This is a genomic window from Pantoea sp. CFSAN033090, from assembly GCF_001264395.1.
Classification (GTDB): domain Bacteria; phylum Pseudomonadota; class Gammaproteobacteria; order Enterobacterales; family Enterobacteriaceae; genus Pantoea; species Pantoea agglomerans.
Map to the genome: position 1 here is coordinate 141,979 of NZ_LGYX01000031.1, position 17,568 is coordinate 159,546.

Sequence of the window (17,568 nt, forward strand, 5' to 3'; positions counted from 1 at the left end):
TCGCTATCATGCGCGCTGACTCTCGCAGACTTGTGCGCCCGATCGCGCCACGGTAAGGAATCCCGATGTTGTGGTTTAAAAATATGATGGTTTATCGTCTGAATCGTGACATTCCGCTGTCCGCAGATGAGATGGAAAAGCAGCTCGACGCCTTCACGTTTTCACCGTGTGGCAGTCAGGATATGAGCAAGACCGGCTGGGTCTCGCCGATGGGCAACCGCAGCGATGCGCTGACCCATGAAAACAAAGGCCAGATTGTGATTTGCGCCCGCAAAGAAGAGAAAATCCTGCCTTCGCCGGTGGTGAAACAGGCGCTGGAAGCGAAAATCGACAAGCTGGAATCTGAGCAGAGCCGCAAGCTCAAAAAGACTGAAAAAGATTCGCTGAAAGATGAAGTGCTGCACAGCCTGCTGCCGCGCGCCTTCAGCCGTTTCAGCCAGACCTACCTGTGGATCGACACGGTCAACAACCTGATTATGGTTGACTGTGCCAGCGCTAAAAAAGCGGAAGATACCCTGGCGCTGCTGCGTAAAAGCCTGGGCTCACTGCCGGTGGTGCCGCTGACGCTGGAAAGCCCGATTGAACTGACCCTGACCGAATGGGTACGTTCAGGCGAGCTGCCTGCCGGATTCGCCCTGATGGATGAAGCGGAGCTGAAAGCGCTGCTGGAAGATGGCGGCGTTATCCGCTGCAAGAAACAGGATCTGGTGTGCGATGAGATCGCCAACCACATCGAAGCGGGCAAGCTGGTAACCAAACTGGCGCTCGACTGGCAGGAGCGCATTCAGTTCGTGCTGGCCGATGATGGTTCAGTGAAGCGTCTGAAGTTCAGCGATACCCTGCGCGATCAGAACGACGATATTGACCGCGAAGATTTTGCACAGCGCTTTGATGCGGACTTTATTCTGATGACCAGCGAACTGGCCGCACTGACCAGCAATCTGGTAGAAGCGCTCGGCGGCGAAGCCCAGCGTTAATCAGCCACCGGCAGAATCATCCTGACAGACGATATTCGCCAAAAAAAGGGCCGCTTAGCGTTAATGTCAGTCAGTTAAGATTAGATTTGTAAAGGCTGTCACGGTCAGACGTGGCAGTTTTTTTTCCGGGCGAGCGGGCCGCAGTGCGGGCCAGCGCACCTCTGCTGCTGCCGGGCCGTCCTCGCGCCGCTGACGCGGTTCCTTCGGCTTTGACGTCGTGCCGACGAACCGTTCGGGGATCGGCCCTCCCTGGCCGGCCCCGAACTGTCCACGCTTCCCGGCGTGGACTTCTGGCGCTCAGGCTTCCACTCTCGTGCACTTTTTAACAATACACACTGAAGTTTCAGAGCAGGCTGGTGCCGGGCAGGAGCAGGCAATCCGCAGCGCTGAACAGAATGAGTCTGCCAGGAGAGCCCGCAGGACGCGGGCGAAAGGCGGGGCGGCACAGGATGTGCCATCCCCGGCGGTCCGTCAGGCAGAGGAATGAAGTGAAGGGACCGCGCAGCGGCGCGAGGACCGCCAGCCCCTGCCCGGCACCAGACTGCGTTATCACCTGTCGCTTAACTGACCAGCATTACCGCTAAGCGGCCATTTTTTTAATCTTTCAGGTAACGGCAGAGATAGGAACTTGGCTCGCCAACCTGCAGATGAAATTCGCTGTGACCCGGCACGTTAAACACCGAACCCGCTTCAAACCATTTCCACTCGGTTTCACCTGGCAGTAATACCTTAAGCGAGCCGCTGACCACGGTCATCTCCTCCGGCTGGCCGGTACCGAATGTGTATTCGCCTTCAGCCATTACGCCCACGCTGGCACGTCCGGTGCTCGCACTGTCAAAACCGATAGACTTAACTTTTCCGTCAAAATACTCACTTACGTTGAGCATAATAGTTCTCCAGAGCACATGTTGTGTGTCTGGCAGTGTAGAAGGGAACCCGCTGATCTGTCACGCGAAATGATGGCCGTTTGTGATCTCTTCACTCAGGGAAGCAACTCCGCCGCCAGGCGCGCCACCAGCTGATTAGAGAGCAGAACCGGTACGCCCAGCCGCTGCTGTAACCCTATCCGATGCTGCTGGTGATAACCCATACAGTCGAGCACCACCAGCGCTGCGCCCTGCGCTTTCAGACTGTTTGCAGCATCGGCGAAGGTTGCCTGATCGCCCTGATAGGGACTGGCGACCGCAAAGCAGGGCTGCGCGGGCAGTTGCTGCCACTTACCTGCCTGCTCAACAATCTGCTCCTCAACCGGCACGACAATGCCGACCCGCTGCTGCTGCACCATGGCGCAGATGAGCGGTGGAATCAGGCGATCCGGCTCCAGCAGTAGCGCACGCTGGGTGCGGAGCCGGCTGAATTCACCGGTGCAGAGCAGCAGAATGGTCGCATAGCCCGCCTGCTCCAGCGCACTGATTTTGCGCTGCAATCCCTGCTCCACTTTCGAGGCCGCCAGCCGCACCTGTTCGCCACTCTGCAGCCGCGACACCAGAACCCGGTCGCCCGCTGCTGGCGCGAAGCGTGCGGCAATCTCTGCCGCGCTGAGTCCATCCAGTAAACCGGCGTGATCGGTCAGCGCATCCGGCAGATGCTGCCGCAGCAGCGGCAGAATATCGCTGCGCGGAGACTGGCCGATAGTCAGCGTTACCAGTGGTTTCGTCATCTTAGTGATTCCGGTGACGCAGATGCGCCAGGCTGCCATAGAGTGAAATCAGCCGCGCATACTCTTCGGCGTCGTAGAAGTGACAGGTTCCACGACCAAACTCCTTGGCCACCTCAATGGCAAACTTCGCCGCTGCCGCAATGTCCACTTCATGGCTGGCGCCGGTTCCGCAGCCCGGCACCACCGACTCGGCAGTGATCGCCACCCCCACCACCGGCACATCCGTGGCGGTAGAAGGTTGCAGAATGCTGTTGAGGTGATAAACCCCATTGCCGTAAGGCGTAATATCCTGCGTGGTGATGGGAAAGGTCACCGCCGGACGGCCGCTGGTCATCTCCATGATGCGCAGCAGATCCTCCGAAACCCGCAGGATGTAGCCCTCTTTCACCGTCGGCGACAGGGCAAAGCCTTTGTGGTTGATAATGCGGTTACCTTTGGTGGTGTCGATTGACAGAATCGCATCCACACCCGCCACCACTTCATTATCATTCATGGTGATATCGTCAATCGGCGAGTCCATGAAATCGACCGGCAGATGCGGCCGCGTTGGCGCATCCGGGCAGATATGAGTGGTAATGATGACATCGCCATCAAGCCTGTCGCCTTTGCTCTGCATCTGCGCCAGTTTAAGCGCGCTGGCAACGGCCGCGATCGCGCCATCCGCATCTGACACCATGCCGATACGACCAGGACGAGCGCCGATGCCACCAAGGCGACCAATAATCCCCAGCGTCGGTGCACTGCCGCCGCCTGATTTGCCCTGCGTCCCCGGAATATCAATGCGCACAAAATCGGTGCGGCCTTTGGGACCGGAGACACGGGTAAAGCGGGCATCAACATCAGGATACGCCGCGAAGAGATCCACCACCTGCTGTCCGTCAATGTGGGCGCTATCCAGTAACTCAAAAACCGCCAGGGTCTGCTGCAAACTCATGCTTTATCCTTTTATTTCTTGCTGCTGCTGGCAAACAGCGAATGAAAGAAGCTGTAGAGGGCATCACCGGCAATAAAGCCTGCCGCCATCACCTCCATAGGCGACCGGCCCCGCTCGCCCCAGATCCGGATGATTATGATGCGTAAGGCGATCCCCACCACTACTGCCCAGCCCGCCATGGCGTTATTAATTAATAAACCGGTGGCGAGCAGCACGCCCAGCTGGCGTTTCGGCCCGCCGATCAACTGGATAATGGCCCCCGGAATCGCCCACATCAGCAGATTACCGGCGATACCTGGCTCAGCACCCGCCTGAATGGTTTTGGCATACACCCGCGCTACAGGCGGCAGCAGGTTGTCAGCAAAGAAGAAGGTATGGGCGTACCAGACCAGCGGAATCGACACAACAAAGGCGATCATAGCTGCGATGAGCTGAATACGACGTCCCCAGAGCTCCTGCTGCAGATCGGCACCGTTGCCGCGCAGGATAAAGCCCGCCTTCAGGTCATAACCCATATCGGCGAACGCCGGACCGGTGGCGGCGGTAAAGCCGCAGAGCAGGCAGAGCGCCAGCGGTGGGAAGCCGATCAGAATGCCGATAATCAGCGTAATCAGCGCCACGGCAAAGGCCGGGAACCAGCCGGAGTGCATAGCGGCAATGCCGACAATCAGTTCATGGGCGAAAGCAGCAAACGCGGCATAAAGAACAAACAGCAGCAGCATCGCGATGCCCATCTCACTCCACAGGCCGCCCGCCAGCGCCAGCAGCGCGGAAATCACGATATAACCCACGCTGCCGAAACCCAGCGCCCGCTGCACCTCATTGCCATTACGGCTCACCACCAGCGCATCATTTTTGCGGCTGCGGATCACCATCACGACCTGAATCAGCGCTACCAGACCGGCACCGACCATCACGCCATGCGGAATATAGAGCGCATTAATATCAATACCGGCCACCGGCTGCGCATAGGCACGCAGCAGAAAACCGATGCCAAGCATCGACAGCGCCCAGATATTGCCGATAAACGCGGTGCCAAAGGCGGACATCGGGATCTTCAGCATGGCACCGACGACGCCACCCACGATGCCCAGCACCAGCAGCCACGCCTGGCGTCCGCCTTTATCTCCCGCTTTGATCGCTTCTGCTGCCGCAACGCCCGGTGGCCAGGCATTACTGGCCGGAAAGACGCGGGTATCAAACAGCCGATAGAGCAGCCAGGCATCCAGCAGCATCGCGGCGCTGACGCCACAGAACAGCGGCAGGACCAGTTGCGGTTCACCCAGCGCCCAGGGCACGGCAATCGGCATCAACAGACTGTTCGCCGCCCCAAAGGTGGCTGAAGAGATAGCGGTCTGCGCCAGGTTCTGGATTTCAATCGAACGATAACGGCGGAATGCCTGCAGCGGAATACGCGCCAGCAGCATGGCAAACAGCGCGCCGATAATAGAGGTGTTAGGCGTTACGCCAATGGTGGTAATCAGCTGAATGCCAATAATGGCACCCGCAATGGAGAGAAGAATTAAAACCAGTGCCACGCCAACGTGTTTAATCGGATTTACCCGTTCCATACGTCCCCGCCAGTCCTTGTCCAGAAGAAATGAAATAACGTCTACCCGCCCGCTGGCCGGTTTACGCCGGTTATCAGTTTCACTGCTCTGATGCGCACAGAGATTGCAACAGCCACTGCAGATGGTCGTCCCTCCGCATGCTGAACCGATACAGGAGGCAATGAGAGACGGACACAGGCAACCGGAGTGCTGCGTAAAGCGTGGCGATCAGATTGAAAGAAAAAGGCCCGAAGGCCTTTGTTTTCCCTGGTGTGGCGAAAGTACTACGCCGATAAAAACGGTGTGAAGTTACGCGCCATATTTTTCGGTCATCTCTGTGGCCGTTGCGCGTAATGCTTCAAGGAGCTCTGACGGGAAACCCGGTTCAGACTCCATAGACGGAAACGACAGGCAGAGTGCCACCGTTTCGCCATGATGTTTGTTATGAACAATAACTGACAGCGAGCTGATGCCTGGCAGCGACTCATTTCGGGCCAGTGACCAGCCCTGCTGGCGGATCTCAGCTAGTCTGGCACAGAGTGCCTCAGGACTTTGCGGCGAGTTCGCTGATGCGACCTGCCATTGATCATGGAAGCGCGCCAGCACCTCTTCATCACTTAACTGCGCTAACAGCGCCCGGCCGGTTGAGGTCGCGGCAGCCGGCATCCGACTGCCCGGTGGCGTGACCATCTGCGTAAAGTGACGCCCATGAAACATACGCATCACTAATACTTCCCGCCCGTCGAGCTTCGACACGTAACCCATGCAGCCGGTCTTCGCAGCCAGCCTGACCATCGCCGCTGAAACGCTGTCAACCAGCGGTGCCGAAAGATAATGTCCGGCGGCAGCCAGCAATACGCGACCAATGTGATAACCGCGCGTATCCGCATTCCGCTCCAGCAGCCCCTGACTTTCCATGGTGGCCAGCAGCCGCGAAACGGTGCTTTTTGGCAGGTTTAACGCCTCAACCACCTCACTGAATGAGAGACCGACATGCCCCTGCGTTACACCTTTGTGCTGAAACAATCGAAGTACGGCGGCAGCATTTTCAAGTGTGGTCATGTTACGTGTTCCACTATATGGAACCAAGTTCCTCTGTTGGTTTGATGAAAATAAAACGTGGCGCTGAATCGGTCAAGCGACAATTTGCTTCACACAGAGATCGGCAGCAGAGAAAATAAGGGGATAAAAATGATTAGCGGGGCTTTATCTGGTGAGACAAGGAGAGTGCAGAACAGAAGCATACGCAGAGTGCATTCGACAGTAAATCTGCGTCAATTTCGCTTCTTAAATAACCTGATCGACTTCAGGGGGGAGAAAAAAAGAGGCATCGTTCAGGCACAGCGTCAGGCGGGTCAGTAATAAGCAGTTATCCGGTGTAACAGGCTGGCGTCCCTGCCAGCAGTGAAGCTTTACTCTTTTTCAACGTCTTCGTAGCGCGCTTTGGCGTCACGCGCTTCTTCTTCCGTTTCGTGCTCACTGATTAATGAATTCGGTTTGGGATGATCAGCACGCAATTCGTAAGAGGTTACTTTATTACCTTCAGTGCCCTTTTCAACAGGCACAATTTTCGCTTCACGTGGATACGGTGGTCTGGTCGGCATACTGTGTCCCTCTTGTCTGAATAACATTCCACAGGACAGGCCGCTGCCTGTCATAGGATAAGTATAGACAATGCCGTCTGAAGCGGGATCAAAGCGGGAAAAATCTGAGGGTTAGCTGGCGCGCGCCAGAGAGAGTGACAGCATAATTTCCTCTACCACGCACTCGGGCGATTGCATCGCATTCACCTGATGATGGGCCGCAGCCTGATAGAGATGCGCACGTTCACGCAGCACATCACTCATCTCATCAGCAATCGGACGGCCGGTTAAGGTCGGACGCTGGGCCGCTTCAGGTTCACTTTCCAGCCGCTCTGCCAGCACCTCGGGGGACGCGCTAAGCCAGATCACCTGGCCCTGCTCCTGCATAAAACGGCAGTTCTCTTCAGCCAGAATCATGCCGCCGCCGGTGGCAATGACGGTTCCGGGTGCCGTCACCGCTTTAAGCGATTCCGTTTCACGGGCGCGGAAACCTTCCCAGCCTTCCTCCGCCACAATCTCCGTCACGCTCCGCTGCGTGCTGAGTTGCAGATGGTGATCGGTATCCGTAAAGGCGTAGCCCAGCGCCCGCGACAACGCCTCGCCGACCGTGGTTTTGCCGCAACCGCGAGCGCCAATCAAAAAGATGGGTAGTGACATCAGGGCCGTTCCTCCGCCTGACCGCGCGATGCGGCTGCATGGTGAGCTTATTAATGCGACGCATAATAACTGGAAATTATTATGGCCTCTACCTGTCAGGCACGATTTACGCATTTTCGTCCCCTGAACAGCGACAATCTTTGTGTTTTCAAGGGGAAATGCATGCACGTTTTGTGCATCAGGGCCGTAACAGAGCGATAAAAACTCCGCAAAAGAGCGGCTAAAATGCGTCGGCAATATTTGCTTACTGCCCCGATTTTACTTTTCACGCTGGCGCCCACATATACTGGTAACAATCGCCACAGGAGAGTCATCATGCAACGCGAAGAACAACAACTGATCGAAGGGCTGTTCAGCCGTCTGAAACAGGCTGAAAGCCAGACCGTGGCACGCGATGCCGCTGCCGAACAACTGATTAACCAGCATCTGCAGGCGCAGCCGGGCGCGCCTTACTACATGGCGCAGGCGATCCTGATTCAGGAAGCGGCGCTGAAAAAACTCAATGAGAAAGTATCGGCGCTGGAAAGCCAGCTGGCCCAGCAACAGCAACAGCAGCAGCAACCTGCACAGAGCAGCGGCGGCTTTCTGTCCGGGCTGTTTGGTAGCGGTTCGCGTCAGCAGCCGCCTGTGCAGCAGCAACAGCAATCGTCACCGTGGAACAGTGCGCCACAGCAACCGGCTCAGCCGCAATATGCGCCTGCACAAGCGCCTGCACCACGCGGCACCGGTTTCCTCGGCGGCGCACTGCAGACAGCTGTGGGTGTGGCGGGCGGTGTGGTGATGGCCGATATGCTGACCAGCATGTTCCACCATTCACAGCCGGAAGAGATTGTGAACATCATCAATGAGCCACCCCTGCCCGATGTGAATGACAATCTCAACACCTTCAACGGTGGCGATGACAATGCCGATACCTTTAACGGCGGTAACGACAACGCCTTCCTCGACCAGAATACAGGCTGGGACAGTAATTATGCCGACAACAGCGATCTCAATGATTTTGGCGGCAACGATTACGACGACGACAGCTTCGTTTAACTTCAGCGTTTCTGCTGGGTGAGCCAGCTATCCAGCTCATTTGCAAACTGCTGGCGGTCACGCGGACTCATCGCCGCGGGGCCGCCGGTCTGCACCCCACTTGACCGCAGGGTATCCATAAAATCCCGCATCGTCAGGCGTTCACGTATCGTCGCCGGTGAGTAACGCTCGCCGCGCGGATTCAGCGCCGCCGCACCCTTCTCAATCACCTCTGCTGCCAGCGGGATATCGGCGGTGATCACCAGATCGCCTGGCTGACAACGTCTGACGATCTCATTGTCCGCCACATCAAATCCGGCAGGCACCTGCAGGGTACGCAGATACGGTGAGGGCGGCACACGCAGAAACTGGTTCGCCACAAAAGTGATGGTAGTTGCGGTGCGGTCGGCTGCGCGGTAGAGCACCTCTTTGATTACATTCGGACAGGCATCGGCATCGACCCAGATAAACATCATGATTCCTTACAGTCAGAGAAGAGTAAGATCTTGCCGGGTTCCCCCTAAATGGCAAATTTTATTTGCGGCGCGCTTTCCAGCCTGCGCCTGGCTGACTTGTTATTCAGGCTGGCTGAAGTAAGCTAGCTCACTGAGAAAAACGAATAATGTCCTAAGGAGATGGCGATGCTGGCAAAGAAAATCGGGTTTATCGGCGGGGGAAATATGGCGAAAGCCATTATCGGCGGACTGGTCAACAGCGGCAAAATCGCCCCGTCTGATATCTTCGTTTACGATCGCAAAGCAGAGACCAACCAGGCGATGGCAGAGCAGTATGGCATCAACGCAGCAGAGAGCGCTGAAGCGCTGGCGCGTGAAGTAGACATCCTGTTCGGCGCGGTCAAACCCAATGTCATTCTGAAAGTCTTAAAAGAGCTGACAGGCAGCCTGAAAAAAGAGGCGCTGGTGGTGTCGATTGCGGCTGGGGTGACGCTCGATTCGCTCTCATCGGTGCTGGGTTACGATCGTAAAATTGTCCGTGCGATGCCGAATACTCCCTCGCTGGTCAGCGAAGGCATGACCTCGGTCACGCCCAACGTGCTGGTTGAGCAGGCGGAAATCGACGAGGTGATAGCGATTTTTGAGAGCTTCGGCAAAGCGGCCGTGGTGGATGAATATCTGATTCACTCCGTGGTCGGCGTCAGCGGTTCTGCGCCGGCCTACGTGTTTATGTTTATCGAAGCGATGGCCGATGCGGCCGTACTGGGCGGCATGCCACGCGCTCAGGCCTATCAGTTTGCTGCACAGGCGGTGAAAGGGGCGGCGCAGATGGTGCTGACCACCGGAAAACATCCGGCTGAACTCAAAGATATGGTCTGCTCTCCGGGCGGCACCACCATCGAAGCGGTGAAAGTGCTGGAAGAGAAAGGCATGCGCTCGGCGGTGATGGAAGCGATGCTGCAGTGCATGGCGAAGTCAGAGAAACTGAGCCGCAGCTAACCGCTCAACAAAGGATGTGCAAGGCGGCCCCGCACGCTGGCCCGCCTTGTCTCCAGCTTAACAGATATTAACGGATCTGTTCCTGACAGAGCGCCACCGCGTCGGCAAACGTCATCGGCTGCTGCATCCGCTCCACCAGCTCAGCGGTCAGCGTATACATGCCGCATGAGCAGATTGCCGCCAGCCTCCCCTGCTGGCCATAAAACGCCATAAACTTTTTATCCTCCAGCGAGCCAATCAGCTGGAATGAATCCCATTCTTTGGCATGGCCCAGATACTCATAACGGGTGCCATACTGCGTAGTCCAGAAGAACGGCACACGATCAAACGCGACGGTCTGGTCCAGCATATTCCATGCGGCGGTTTGTCCCTGCTGATGCGCGACGCGATAGTGCTCAATGCGCAGCGGCCCCTGTGCCGACGGATACGTGGCGATATCTCCCGCCACCCAGATATTGTCAGCGACCCGCAACTGCTCATCCGCCTGCAGGCTGCCATCCTCTGCCAGCGGGAGATCGTGGATAAAGTCGGTAGCCGGTTTAACCCCGGTGGCAAACAGCACCACCGTCGCGTCCAGCAACCGTCCGCCCTTGAGCTGCACGCCACTCACCCGCTGGTCGCCCTGTAAGGCTTCGATCTCGCCCTGCACCCACTTCACGCCGTTCTGCTCATGCAGCTGATAGAAATAGCGGCCAATCTGATCGCCAAACTGTTTAGCAAAGGGCAACGCCTGTCGGGCGATTACCGTCACGTCAATGTCACGATTACGCAGCGCCGACGCCAGTTCGGTGCCGATAAAACTGTTGCCGATAATCACGATTTTATGGCTGGCATCCACCGCCTGAAGCAGCTCATCGGTCTGCGCTTTGCTGCGCAGCAGATGGACCCCATCAAGATCGCTGCCCGGCAAATCGGGGCGGACTGGCGTCGCGCCGCTGGCGATCAGCAGTTTGTCGAAGGCAAGCGTCTCGCCATCCTCAAAGATCAGCCGTTGCTGCTGGGCATCCAGGCGGCTCACGGTAGCCTGAAGCCGTTCAACGTGGTCCATCACATCCGCTTTCAGCAGCTGCGGCACCTCGCTGATATCCATTTTGCCCGACGGCACAAATTTGGTCAGCGCGGTGCGGTCGTAAGGCGCATCCGCTTCCCGCTCAACCAGAATCACACGGCCTTTGAAGCCTTCATGGCGCAGACGCCACAGCGCCGCGCTGCCCGCTGCCCCACCACCGAGCACCACATAGACCGGTGCGGCTGCCCCACTGCCAATCGGCGCCGCGGGCGACATCGCTTTCGGATTCACCAGCACCCGGCCCTCTTCAATGCGCAGCGGATACTGTTTGAGATCGGCTAACGCCAGCGGTTCACACATTTTTCCACTGGCCAGATTAAACGCGGCTTTGTGCCACGGACAGACCAGCCGATCGCCACAAATCGCGCCCTGCTCCAGCGGCGCGCCTGCGTGCGGGCATTTCGCCTGATAAGCACGTACATTGTCGCCTTCGCGGATCAGCAACACTTCCACCTCGCCGAGCGTTTTTTTAACCGGCTGGCGCTGGGGCAGATCGTTCAGGTCGACGGTAAATTGATAGTTCACGACATGGCTCCTTTAACGGTTCTTGTCTTGTGCTGCGCGGCAAAACAGAGTGCTGCGCAAATCCCCACAAACAGTAAGTGTGGCAAAAGAACCGGGAAGCCTGGCGATGAATGCTTATCAGAAGGTTAACATGCTGTTATATAATTGAATTTAATCAGCATTGCGCGGGAAGGAGAAGCGGCCACCTGCGTGGCCGGGGGGATAATCAGCTTTTTTTCAGGCACTGGCTCATAAAGGTTTTACGCGCATCGCCCGCCAGTTTTTTATCACCAGCTTCGCCGTTACAGCTTTTCATTTTCATCTGCTGCGGTGACATCTGCGACAGCTTGCTGTCCTTTTTCAGGCATTCACTCATAAAGGTTTTGCGCGCATCCCCTTTAAGATCCTGTGATTTAGCATGCTGGTTACACATCGTCATCTTCTCCTGCTGCGGGGTCTTTTCCGCCGCACCGGCCAGTCCACTGACCAGCAGGCCCGCCATCATCATCGCCATTAAACCGACTTTCATCTTGTTATCTCCACAGTGGATTGTCCTTTGTTATTCTGGCAGCGAATAAGCAAAGCGGAAAATGTTTCAGGTCAAAGTGATGTGAAGATCCCATTCCAGTCTGGCACTGGGATTGTTACTGACGAGGATGGCGGAGTAACTTTTCGATGTAATTGCGCAGCAGTTGCGCATTTTCATCTCCGGCATCGGCCACATTGTCTATTGCGGTCTCAATACTGGTGGTTATAGCCAGATGTTGTTGCGGCTCCAGCTTGCGAACCAGCGCGGTAACAACAATCTCCAGCGCTTCGATTTGCGCCATCTGCTCTTTGGCTGTCGCCTCTTTTTCAGCCAGCTTTACCAGCAATTCAGCAATCAGGTTTTTCATGCTGTTATCTCAGCGGTGGAGAAAAGCTGAAATTATCACCACGCTGGCTAAAAAAACAGAGGGTAACCGCTACTTTTTTCAGTGAGTTAGCCCGCATTCCTCACCGTCTGCTCAGACGATTCCGGCTAACCTTGCGAGCGAAACGTTTTCCCTGCAATCAACGCTATGGTCAAACGTTTCGCCCGCCCGAAATCGGTCTTTTGCTTAGCGAGGATCGACAAATCCGCGGCCTGGTCCGCCGCCGTGTCCGCCCCAGCCACCGCCACCGCCGCCTGGAGGCGGGAAAATACATCCGCTTAATGCAGTAACCAATGCCACAACGGCAGCCAGCTTAAAGATTCGTACCATATCTACCTCAGGGTGATGAAATCGGGCTGAGTGTATGGAGCCACCTGCATGGCGACAAGTGAGATTCTTCCGCATCCGGCGACTATTCATCTTTGCTGACCAGGCTTAACGATTTACCACCATTAAGGCGGCACAATCTCAACATCCCGGCTGGATTACAGCACAAATTATTTGTGCAAATCGGGAGGGTGAACACTTTACAGGCGGCGTAATTTTGCGCATTGTGAGCGCATTACATTTACAGGATATAAACATGACTCTCTCTCAGGCTGCTTTCAGTGACATCCTCTCCCGGCGCGACTGGGAAAATCCGGTCGTGACCTCGCTGCATCGGCTGGATGCGCACCCGCCATTCGCCAGTTGGCGAGATGAAGCAGCCGCGCGGGATGACAGCCCCTCGGCGTCACTGCAGAGCCTCAACGGAGAGTGGGGTTTCCGTTATTTTACGCAGCCTGAAGCGGTCCCGGCCAGCTGGTTACTGCAGGATCTGCCGGACACTACGACCCTTCCGGTTCCGGCCAACTGGCAGATGCACGGCTTCGATGCCCCCATTTATACCAACGTGCAGTATCCGATTCCGGTCAATCCTCCGCTGGTACCCACAGAGAATCCAACCGGATGTTACTCGCTCACATTCAGCACTGACGCAGCCTGGCTGGATAATGGGCAGACACGCATCATTTTTGACGGCGTAAACTCGGCCTTTCACCTGTGGTGCAACGGACACTGGATTGGCTACTCTCAGGACAGTCGTCTGCCCGCTGAATTCGACCTGACGCCTTATCTGCGGCCGGGCAAAAACCGGCTGGCAGTAATGGTGCTGCGCTGGAGCGACGGCAGTTATCTGGAAGATCAGGATATGTGGCGAATGAGCGGTATTTTCCGTGACGTCACGTTATTGCATAAACCGCAGGTGCATCTGGCCGATGTTCAGCTGGAAACCCGGCTCAGCCCGGAGTTTTACCGTGCCGAATTGCGTGCCCGGGTCCGTGTTGCTCTGCCAGCTGACGTCAGCTCGCGCTATCAGCTGCGCCTGACGCTGTGGCAGGGTGACCAGCAGATTGCTCAATGTCAGCAGCCGCTGGGCAGTGCCATTATTGACGAGCGGGGTCACTATCCCGAACGCGCCCTGCTCAGCCTGCCGGTGGAACAGCCTGCGCTGTGGAGTGCCGAAACACCCCACCTCTATCGCGCCACGCTGGCGCTGCTGGATGAGAATCAGCAGCTGATCGAGGTGGAAGCCTATGATGTCGGCTTCCGTCAGGTCACCATCGACAACGGACTGCTCTGTCTGAACGGCAAGCCGCTGCTGATCCGCGGCACCAACCGTCATGAACATCATCCGGAGCGCGGTCAGGTGGTGGATGAGGCGACGATGCGCCGCGACATCGAGCTGATGAAGCAGCACAATTTTAATGCGGTGCGCTGTTCACACTATCCTAATCATCCGCTCTGGTACCGGTTGTGCGATCAGTATGGGCTTTATGTGGTGGATGAGGCCAATATCGAAACCCACGGCATGCAGCCGATGAACCGGCTCTCCGATGATCCCCGCTGGTTTGCCGCCTATAGCGAACGCGTGACGCGCATGGTGCAGCGCGATCGTAATCACTGCAGCATTATTATCTGGTCGCTGGGCAATGAGTCAGGACATGGTGCCACACACGATGCGCTCTACCGCTGGGTAAAAAGCAGCGATCCAACCCGTCCGGTTCAGTATGAAGGCGGCGGTGCGGATACCGCTGCTACCGATATCATCTGCCCGATGTATGCCAGGGTTGATGAAGATCAGCCCTTCCCGGCGGTGCCGAAATGGTCGCTGAAAAAGTGGATCGGTCTGCCGGGTGAGACGCGTCCGCTGATCCTGTGTGAGTACGCGCATGCCATGGGCAACAGCTTTGGCGGTTTTGCTAAGTACTGGCAGGCCTTCCGCCAGTTTCCGCGTCTGCAGGGCGGCTTCGTCTGGGACTGGGTTGATCAGAGCCTGACCCGCTATGACGATCAGGGCGAACCCTGGCAGGCCTACGGCGGCGATTTTGGCGATAAACCCAACGATCGTCAGTTCTGTATGAACGGGCTGGTATTTGCCGATCGCACGCCGCATCCGGCGCTTTATGAGGCGCAGTGCGCCCAGCAGTTCTGGCAGTTTGACGTCGATCCCGGCGATCCGCTGAGCTTTACGGTCAGCAGCGACTATTTGTTCCGCCACAGTGACAACGAAGTGCTGCGCTGGCGCATCGAACAGGCGGGTCGTGTAGTAACGGAAGGAGAAGTGCCGCTGGATATCGTTCCACAGGGCCAGCAGCGGATCACGCTGCCGTCACCGCCAGCATTACAGGGCGAATGCTGGCTGAACGTCGCGGTTCATCAGATTCAACCGACCCAATGGAGCACCGCTGGCTGGCGTGTCGCCTGGCACCAATGGGCGCTGCCCTCATCGCTGGCGCTGCCATCAAAGCCGGAGAGCGGCCACGCACCGGGCCTGCACGATGATACCCGTGAGATTGTCATCACCCATCAGCAGCAACGCTGGCATTTTTCACGCCACAGCGGCGAACTGACGCAGTGGTTTGTGGATGAACAGCCCACACTGCTTTCACCGCTTCAGGACTGCTTTATTCGCGCCCCGCTCGACAATGACATCGGCACCAGCGAAGCGGAACGGGTTGATCCCAATGCCTGGGTCGAGCGCTGGAAAGCAGCGGGTTATGACCAGATGAGCAGCCAGCTGGTGTCGATGACGGCGAATGCGTTGCCACAGGCGGTGCAGATTGAGACGCTGCACAGCTGGCTCGCCCATGGCCAGATCGCCTTTATCAGCCGTAAACGTTATCTGATCAATGCGCAGGGTGAGTTGCAGTTGCAGCTTTCCGTTGAGCAGTCGCGTGGATTGCCGCCGCCCGCGCGCATCGGATTACGCTGTGAGCTGACGCAGATACCACAACAGGTGAGCTGGCTCGGCCTGGGTCCGCATGAAAACTATCCCGATCGCCAGCTGGCCGCGCAGTTTTCCCGCTGGGAGCTGCCGCTGGATCAGCTCTCAACGCCTTATGTTTTCCCGGGTGAGAACGGTCTGCGCTGCGGCACCCGTCAGCTCGACAGCGGCAGCTGGCAGGTCAGCGGCGATTTCGCTTTCTCACTGAGCCGTTTTAGCCTGGAGCAGTTGCGGGAGGCATCACACCGCCACCATCTGCGTCCGGAAGCGGGCTGCTGGCTGCATCTGGATGCCTGCCACATGGGTGTCGGCGGCGATGACTCCTGGAGCCCCAGCGTCAGTCCTGAGTTTTTACTGACTCAGCAGCGCTGGCAGGCTGAACTGACGATTTGCCAGCCGACGCGGGCAGATCTGTCTTCGGACGCCGGTAAAAGCGCTTCAGAAACAGCACGTTAATCAGCACGACCACGGCGGTGGCAAAAAAGACCCAGCGGAAACCGGCCACCGCCGACACCGCGGCGCCCAGCAGCGGACCCGCGACATTGCCGAGATACATAAAGGACTGGTTATAGCCGAAGATCCGGCCGGTGATGTTGTCACGCGAGTGACGCACCAGCAGCGTCTGCACCGCGGGCATCATCGCGCCATCGGCAAAGCCCAGCAGAAAACGTAATACCCCCAGCTGTGTCGTGCTGGTGACAAACGACATGGCGATAAACAGCAGCAGCGAGATAACCATCGTTGCCAGCAGGATACGCTGCGTACCGATGCGATCGCCGAGTCGTCCCAGACGAGGCGCGGCCAGCAGTGCAGAGACGCCAGGCAGCGCGGCGATGACTCCGCTAAGAAAAGCGATATTCTCAGCGGTGGGTGCCAGTTCCCGCACAAAGAGCGTCAGGATCGGGTTCACCGATCCGTTGCACATCTGGATCACCATGGTGGTGAAAAAGAGGCAGAGCATCAGTTTTGGATTATCCAGCGAGCGGAAAACCTCGCGTCCGCTGAGCTTCTCCTTTTTACTCACCGGGGTGTAACCGGTCTCCTTGATCAGGAACAGCGTCACCAGAAAGCTGACCATCAGCAGCGCTGCGGTGACAATAAACACCGTACGCAAACCGACCCAGTCTGCCAGCAGCCCGCCCAGTATCGGTCCCAGAATCACCCCGCCAATCTGACCGGTTGAGACACAGCTCAGCGCCCAGCCGCTGCGTTCACGCGGCACCTGAGCGGCCACCAGCGCCATGGCGTTGGGAATATATCCGGAGGTCAGCCCCATCAGGGCACGCAGCAGCAGCAACTGCCAGGCTTCGGTGACAAAAGCCTGTAGCAGAATTACCACGCCCATGCCAAAAGCGGCGCGCAGCAGCATTAGCTTACGGCCTTTGCGATCGGCAAGACTGCCCCACAGCGGGGCTACGGCCGCCGAAACCACAAAGGTGATACTGAAGGTAAGACCCGACCAGAGGCTCAGTGATTCGCCACCGGTTACGCCAAGCTGCTCAAGGTAGAGCGGCAGAAACGGGATGATCTGACTGATGGCCAGGCCGGTAAAAAAGCAGCCAAACCAGACCGAGATCAGGTTTATCTTCCAGGGTTCTATAGTGCGTGGCATGAGCAGATATTTTAAAGAGAGGGAATGCTCAGTCTAACGCGGCTATTCTCAGCGTGACCGACAAAACATGGCACAAATGGCAAAAGACCGGATTCCTCTTTGATTCAGCGCAATCACCGGCGCAAATTTTCCAGCCCGCCGGGTTTTTAGCGCGAAGCACGCGGGCGATGGTCTGGCCGGACGCAATTTTCCCTGACCCGCCCCGTCAATATAGAAAAATATGTCATTCTGTTACTGACAACTCTTCCCCCCGCTTCTATGTTTAAAAAACCGCCAGCCGCGGCGGTGTGGCAATCTTTTTAATCGGCGCGACATCCTCCGCAAAAAACGGTGCAGACCGTCCGGCTACGCTGAGGCGAACCAGCTTATTTC

Annotated in this window: 17 protein-coding genes; 4 read left to right on the plus strand and 13 right to left on the minus strand. The window is 57.2% G+C overall.

All coding sequences use genetic code 11. From position 1 onward, the window contains the following. The first annotated feature begins 65 nt into the window (after positions 1-65). Complete coding sequence (gene rdgC, locus AFL22_RS21560) at positions 66-977, plus strand: recombination-associated protein RdgC (protein WP_022625153.1); 912 nt, start codon at positions 66-68, stop codon at positions 975-977. Between the two features lie 596 nt (positions 978-1,573). On the opposite strand, the gene ppnP is transcribed toward rdgC, so the two are convergent. The 7 genes from ppnP to aroL form a co-directional block, all read right to left on the minus strand. Further along, on the minus strand, positions 1,574-1,864 hold the full coding sequence (gene ppnP, locus AFL22_RS21565) for a pyrimidine/purine nucleoside phosphorylase (protein ID WP_009091800.1): 291 nt from the start codon (positions 1,862-1,864) through the stop codon (positions 1,574-1,576). Between the two features lie 95 nt (positions 1,865-1,959). Then, positions 1,960-2,637 (minus strand): AroM family protein, encoded by a 678-nt coding sequence (locus AFL22_RS21570; protein WP_010671178.1) that lies wholly within the window; start codon positions 2,635-2,637, stop codon positions 1,960-1,962. 1 nt (position 2,638) lies between these two features. Further along, the gene (locus tag AFL22_RS21575; RefSeq protein WP_033766613.1) at positions 2,639-3,571 is read right to left on the minus strand and encodes a DUF1177 domain-containing protein; all 933 of its coding nucleotides are present in this window, start codon (positions 3,569-3,571) and stop codon (positions 2,639-2,641) included. Between the two features lie 11 nt (positions 3,572-3,582). After that, positions 3,583-5,142 (minus strand): OPT/YSL family transporter, encoded by a 1,560-nt coding sequence (locus AFL22_RS21580; RefSeq protein ID WP_052272146.1) that lies wholly within the window; start codon positions 5,140-5,142, stop codon positions 3,583-3,585. Between the two features lie 288 nt (positions 5,143-5,430). Continuing rightward, entirely contained in the window at positions 5,431-6,183 is a 753-nt protein-coding gene (locus AFL22_RS21585; RefSeq protein WP_010255274.1) for an IclR family transcriptional regulator, read from the minus strand. A 350-nt stretch (positions 6,184-6,533) separates the two neighbouring features. Further along, on the minus strand, positions 6,534-6,725 hold the full coding sequence (locus tag AFL22_RS21590; RefSeq protein ID WP_033771050.1) for a YaiA family protein: 192 nt from the start codon (positions 6,723-6,725) through the stop codon (positions 6,534-6,536). A gap of 111 nt (positions 6,726-6,836) precedes the next feature. Further along, on the minus strand, positions 6,837-7,361 hold the full coding sequence (gene aroL / locus AFL22_RS21595; RefSeq protein WP_052272147.1) for a shikimate kinase AroL: 525 nt from the start codon (positions 7,359-7,361) through the stop codon (positions 6,837-6,839). A gap of 315 nt (positions 7,362-7,676) precedes the next feature. On the opposite strand from aroL, the gene AFL22_RS21600 reads away from it, so the two are divergent. Then, positions 7,677-8,399 (plus strand): DUF2076 domain-containing protein, encoded by a 723-nt coding sequence (locus AFL22_RS21600; protein ID WP_052272148.1) that lies wholly within the window; start codon positions 7,677-7,679, stop codon positions 8,397-8,399. Between the two features lie 2 nt (positions 8,400-8,401). On the opposite strand, the gene AFL22_RS21605 is transcribed toward AFL22_RS21600, so the two are convergent. Continuing rightward, the gene (locus AFL22_RS21605) at positions 8,402-8,851 is read right to left on the minus strand and encodes a YaiI/YqxD family protein (RefSeq protein ID WP_010255266.1); all 450 of its coding nucleotides are present in this window, start codon (positions 8,849-8,851) and stop codon (positions 8,402-8,404) included. A 168-nt stretch (positions 8,852-9,019) separates the two neighbouring features. On the opposite strand from AFL22_RS21605, the gene proC reads away from it, so the two are divergent. Beyond that, the gene (gene proC / locus AFL22_RS21610) at positions 9,020-9,832 is read left to right on the plus strand and encodes a pyrroline-5-carboxylate reductase (protein ID WP_010255263.1); all 813 of its coding nucleotides are present in this window, start codon (positions 9,020-9,022) and stop codon (positions 9,830-9,832) included. 67 nt (positions 9,833-9,899) lie between these two features. Here the strand turns inward: proC and AFL22_RS21615 are convergent, their stop codons facing one another. The 4 genes from AFL22_RS21615 to AFL22_RS24325 all read right to left on the minus strand — a co-directional run bounded on the left by AFL22_RS21615 (position 9,900) and on the right by AFL22_RS24325 (position 12,649). After that, positions 9,900-11,426: an FAD-dependent oxidoreductase gene (locus AFL22_RS21615; protein ID WP_052272149.1), complete on the minus strand. Its 1,527-nt coding sequence runs from the start codon at positions 11,424-11,426 to the stop codon at positions 9,900-9,902. A gap of 205 nt (positions 11,427-11,631) precedes the next feature. Further along, on the minus strand, positions 11,632-11,934 hold the full coding sequence (locus AFL22_RS21620; protein ID WP_010255256.1) for a PsiF family protein: 303 nt from the start codon (positions 11,932-11,934) through the stop codon (positions 11,632-11,634). A gap of 115 nt (positions 11,935-12,049) precedes the next feature. After that, positions 12,050-12,301 (minus strand): anti-adapter protein IraP, encoded by a 252-nt coding sequence (iraP, locus tag AFL22_RS21625; protein WP_010255252.1) that lies wholly within the window; start codon positions 12,299-12,301, stop codon positions 12,050-12,052. 204 nt (positions 12,302-12,505) lie between these two features. Then, positions 12,506-12,649: a hypothetical protein gene (locus AFL22_RS24325; protein ID WP_164480391.1), complete on the minus strand. Its 144-nt coding sequence runs from the start codon at positions 12,647-12,649 to the stop codon at positions 12,506-12,508. 253 nt (positions 12,650-12,902) lie between these two features. Here AFL22_RS24325 and AFL22_RS21630 point away from each other — a divergent pair, with 253 nt between their 5' ends. Next, positions 12,903-16,040, plus strand: a complete 3,138-nt coding sequence (locus AFL22_RS21630; RefSeq protein WP_052272150.1) for a beta-galactosidase — start codon at positions 12,903-12,905, stop codon at positions 16,038-16,040. On the opposite strand, the gene AFL22_RS23675 is transcribed toward AFL22_RS21630, so the two are convergent. Next, positions 15,922-17,196 (minus strand): multidrug efflux MFS transporter, encoded by a 1,275-nt coding sequence (locus AFL22_RS23675; RefSeq protein ID WP_072123986.1) that lies wholly within the window; start codon positions 17,194-17,196, stop codon positions 15,922-15,924. The two genes, AFL22_RS21630 and AFL22_RS23675, sit on opposite strands and share 119 nt — an antisense overlap. Positions 17,197-17,568: the final 372 nt, after the last annotated feature.